This window comes from Candidatus Thiodiazotropha sp. AKIB8 (assembly GCF_058244675.1).
The window spans coordinates 1-5,261 of the sequence record NZ_JBSYOO010000032.1 but is presented as its reverse complement, the minus strand read 5'-3'; the positions used below and the strand labels follow the sequence as shown (position 1 = coordinate 5,261).

3 protein-coding genes are annotated in these 5,261 nt (G+C 53.5%); all 3 read right to left on the bottom strand.

Annotated elements, in window-relative coordinates; genetic code table 11:
* Positions 1-280: 280 nt before the first annotated feature.
* Positions 281-3,409 (bottom strand): efflux RND transporter permease subunit, encoded by a 3,129-nt coding sequence (locus AC4IFB_RS09850; protein WP_490780069.1) that lies wholly within the window; start codon positions 3,407-3,409, stop codon positions 281-283.
* A complete protein-coding gene (locus tag AC4IFB_RS09845) occupies positions 3,406-4,608 on the bottom strand; it encodes an efflux RND transporter periplasmic adaptor subunit (RefSeq protein WP_490780068.1) in 1,203 nt (400 codons plus the stop codon). The genes AC4IFB_RS09850 and AC4IFB_RS09845 overlap by 4 nt, the downstream gene beginning before the upstream one ends.
* On the bottom strand, positions 4,605-5,261 hold a 657-nt coding region (locus AC4IFB_RS09840), incomplete at its 5' end, for a TolC family protein (RefSeq protein WP_490780067.1). The genes AC4IFB_RS09845 and AC4IFB_RS09840, both read right to left, overlap by 4 nt.

Here is a 5,261-nt window from a genome sequence, read left to right as displayed (position 1 = left end):
GGTGGGGCATGGCCCCACCCTACGCTTCGAATCAAAGGTCTTGTCCCACTGCACTCCAAATCACAGGTGGGGCATGGCCCCACCCTACGCTTCGAATCAAAGGTCTTGTCCCACTGCACTCCAAATCACAGGTAGGGTGGGGCCATGCCCCACCATAGCAAGGTGAATAGAAGACGGGTGCAGCAGGGCCGTGCCCTTGCTCGAATTTACTCCGGAGCTTTAGGTCATATAACACGAGACTAAAGAAATAACTGGGTGAGTAAGCAACCTCTGATTACTTCTACACCACTTCATTCTGCTCTTCCTCTGCTTGCTCTTTTACCTTACGACCTGTCACTCTTACCACATCATCCATAATCACATATAGGCTTGGCACAAGCAGCAACGTTATAGCAGTTGCAAATAGAATTCCGAAACCCAGGGATATAGCCATAGGGATTAAAAAGCGAGCTTGACGTGAAGTCTCAAAAATCATCGGAGCAAGACCTCCGAATGTAGTTACCGTAGTCAGCAGAATCGGTCTGAATCGACGCACACCCGCAGCAACCATCGCCTGAAATGCAGACAATCCTTCACTACGACGAGCATTGGCATAATCAATCATTACCAGGGCGTCATTCACTACCACACCACCCAGAGCAATTATCCCCATGACGCTGATCAAGCTGAGGTTATAACCCATTATCAGGTGCCCTAGTATCGCTCCGACAGCACCAAAAGGAATGGCGCTCATGACGATCATAGGTTGAATATAACTGCGAAAGGGAATAGCCAGCAGCGCATAGATAATGATCAAGGCGCCAGTGACACTGATAAAGAAACTGCGCACAGCATCCCGCATACTTGCCTGGCGTCCTTCGAAACTGTAACTGAGTCCAGGGTAGTCACGTAACAGTGCGGGTAACAACGTCTCTTTGACCTCCGCTAATATCCGAGCTGTCTCGCTGATCGGTTCAACATTGGCGGTTACAGTAACTGTTCGTCGACCACCACGTCGGCTGATCTTGGTGAAGGCCCGGCCTTGTTCGAATTCCGCCACCTGGGTAAGGGGCACATAGCCGCCATCAGGTGTTCGTATCAGCAGCTGTTCGAGATCGTACAGTCGACTGCGTTCACTCTCAGGCAGCCGAACCACTATCTTGACCTCATCGTTACCTCGCTGTTGTCGCAAGGCTTCAGCACCATAAAATGCCGATCTGATCTGACTGCCAATCTCATTACTTGTAAGCCCCAGGCTTCTCGCGGCGGCGGTCAACTTGAAATCAAGTTGCCTCTTCCCTGGGGTAAAACCATCATCGATATCTTTGATGTTGGAGAACTGCTGCAAACGTTCCGCCAGTGCACTACTGGCTTGATCAAGCATCACTGTATCCCGATGACTGAGCTCTACACTGATCGAAGCACCACTGCCTGGCCCACCCCGATCTGACTCGTATCGACTTGATTCCGTACCGGGGATGACACCGACCTCTTTTCGCCATAGCCTGGCCACTTGCGCTGTGCTGATGGGACGCTCATCCGGGGATTGCAGATAGGCGCGAACGGAGACCTTATTTTCATCCACCAGGGCAAATGTCCCCTTGCTGAGCCTCTCCCCCCCATTCTCTTCAACCACCTTATCTAGTGCAGTAAGCAGACGATCACGCACAGCTTCGACCCGTGCCATTGGCGTACCCACTGGCATAGTCACTCGGGTATCAGCACGATCAGACTCCACCTTGGGCATCAGAATAAAGTTCATGCGTCCACTCAGGGGAAGAGATATCACCACCGCCAAAATCGCCAATGCACAGGTCACAGTAAAATAACGATGACGAACCGTTGTATGCAGGAACGGCCCGTAATAGTCTTCGACAAAATGACGGAATGCGAGACTGAATCGCTGCTGACGCTGATGTAACGCTTCGCCCCAACGGGTACTGCGCTTATCTCGCACATGGGCTAAATGGGCCGGTAGTATAAACAGAGCCTCCAGCCAGGAGATCAGGAAGACACTGCTCACAACCAGTGGGATCACCCCCCAGATCTTGCCGAACGATCCAGGGATAAACAGCATCGGCATAAATGCAACGATATTGGTTAGAATACTGAAACTGATTGGTATGGAAATATCCTGAGCACCACGGATAGATGCTTCCAGAAATCCCATACCCCGCTGGCGATATTCGTAGATATTCTCACCTGCGATGATGGCATCATCCACGACGATACCCAGCGCAACAATAAAGGCAAACAGGGAGACCATATTGATCGAGACATCCACCCCTGGCAGAAACAGTAATGCGCCTAGAAAAGCGGTGGGAATACCCACAGTCACCCAGAAAGCCAGTTTGAACTCCAAAAACAGACTGAGCAAAACCAGTACCAGCATCAACCCCATAAAACCGTTCTTTAACAGCAGACGGAGTCGTTGCTGGTAGATTTCAGATCGATCCCTGAGTATCGCCACCTCAATCTGCGGTGGCAGGTTGGCCTCAATTTCGGGTAACACATCTCGGACTGCTTTTGAAACTCCGAGGGGCGTCTGCTCCCCTACCCGGGAGACATTGACACCAATCGCGCGCTTACCATCGAAGGTTGCAATCCGATTGCTGTCGGCAAAGCCTTCACTGACATCAGCTATATCCCCAAGCCTTAGCAGAACGCCACCTTCGCCGTTGATAATGGGCAAGGCTGCAAATTCAGTCGCCCACTGACGACGCTCCTTTACCCGTAGCAGAATCTCACCACCCTGGGTTTCGAGGGTACCGCCAGCACGATCGACAGCCATCGCCCGCACTGTCTGAGCCACCTCGGTCAAGGTCAGACTATGGGAACGCAACACCGCTTCAGGGATTGATAGTTGCACTTCCAGATCGCGAGCACCCTCAAGATCCACCTGAGTGATGCCGGATTGTTGCAGTAGACCCTCCCGTACACGCTGGGCCGCATGGTAGAGAGCCTGTTCATCGGCATCGCCATAGACCTGGATATCTATAACGCCATGTTTATGTACATCCAGGGTAATACTGGGACGCTCAGTCTCTGATGGCAGGGTCGTGATCCGCGCCACCGCCTGCTGCACATCCTGATAGAGCTTCTGGGCATCGGCGTCTGTGAGCAGATCTATGGTGACCGAGGCACTACCCTCAGATGCTGTGGAGTGCACCTCATCAATACCTTCGAGACTGCGCACTGCCTCTTCCACCGCCAGTATCACACCCTGCTCCACCTCTTCCGGGGTAGCACCGGGATAAGCAATACTCACTGTGACCCGATCCATTTCGAAGGCAGGAAATACCTCCTGCTGAATCTTGGTGGTCATGAACAGACCGCCCAGGATCAATACCAGCATCAGCAGATTCGAGGTGACTGAATTCCTCGCCATCCATGCGATGGGGCCTTTGTTCCAGGCTTCGTTAACACTCATGGCCTGGCTCTTTCCTGAGCAAGTCTCAGTGGCATGCCTTCAACGGCCACAGCCAATTCACTGGTAACCACACGATCCCCTGGTTCAAGGCCACCCCGTACAAACACTTGATTGACGCCCCGGTAGACCACTTGCGGAAGACGAATCGCGAGCTTGTCATCTCTGTCCATAACCCATACTTTGTCATCATCTCTCAACCAGCCCCGTTCCAGGGTAACTACATCCTTTAACTCACGCCCTTTGATTTCAGCGCGAACAAAGGCGCCAATCAGCAGCGGCTGCTGGGATGGGTCTTCCAATCCCAGTGGGTCAGTCACCTCAACCAGCAGACGGGCCATTCGGCCTATCTCCTCCAGGTCGCCTCGCAGTCGAATCACGCGGCCTTGCCGAAAATAGCCTCTGTCCCACACCTTGTCCTGATAGATATAAACCTCAGCACCTGGGGTGTCCTGATTAGCTAGATCGATCCAACGAAGCGTAGCGGCAGGTAGTGCCAACTCCACCCAAAAGGTGTCAGTGCCCACCAGGGTTGCGATATTCCCGCCAACCGCAACCCGCGCGCCAAGATCGGTAAGACGTTCCAGAATCAAAGCATTGAATGGTGCTGTTACCCGGGTTCGTGTCAGATCCAGCTCTGCAGCGGCCAATATCGCCTCCGCTGAGGCTACACTTGCACGGGCGGTTGCCTGTTGCGGTTCACGTAACATCAGACGGCGCTGTGCCGGTGAAGGCACTGCCTCCTGACTCAGCAGACCAAACTCCTGCTCCGCCACTGCTGCCTTACCCACCTCCAATGCCAGATCCGCCTTGGCTTTGACCAGATCCGCACGACGCTGGCTTAGCGTTGACTCGTAGTCCGCTGTATCTATCTGCAACATCAGCGATCCCTTGTCAGCATAAGCACCAGGTTCGAACTGTTTACCGATTTCCCGAATCTCGCCCGCCACCTGAGACTGCAGATTGATCTCTCGTGCCGCCTCAACAGTTCCCCAGGCTTCAATACTCAAAGGTACTGTAGCTGAGGTAACCTCAACAACATCAACCAGGCGAGCCTCACGGGTTGGCTTCCCCCGTTTCGCATGTTTGCTTGTATTCATCATATAAGTTACCGCAACTGCAGCCACTACGATTACCACAACCGGCAACACAGCCCGTTTAAGATACCCGGTCAGTGATGACACATGGGTTTTCTGATTCATTGGGGATCATCCTCTGAGGTCATCGACCAGCCACCGGCCAAGGAACTGACCAGATCAATTCGGTAGCTGATCAGCTCACGCCGGGCACTCAATTGCTGACGCTCAAGCGCCTGCCTGGAGCGCAAGGCATCAAGTACTGAAAGGTAATCTGCATCACCCTGGAAATAGCGTTGGCGCTCCTGGGTTGCTACTGTCCCCAAGGCATCTAGCTGTGCATCGATAGTAGCAAGATAGCGTCGCTGACCAGCTTCAGAGACGAGCGCATCCTCCACTTCGACGAGGGCTTCCAACAGCGTTTGAGCATAGTCATTCAGTGACTCTTCGACAACTGCCTGAGTACGTGTTACTTCTGCACGACGCTGACCACCATCAAACAGAGGCGCACTCAGCTGGGCAATAATATTGCCAAGCCAGTTATCAAACACCCCACCGCTGACGCCCGGTGTTGTCAGAGTGGCACTGAGATCAAGACGGGGATAGCGTGCTGCCACTGCTGCCGCCGCCCTGGCATCTGCAGACCGCAAACGTAATAGTGCCGCCTGAAGATCGGGACGACGGCGCAACAGATCTGCAGGCAGGCCAGTAGCCGGCAGAGGCCCCAGCAGAGGCAAGTCAGAGTTCTCTGGCAGGCTTGTACCACCTGGAACACTTCC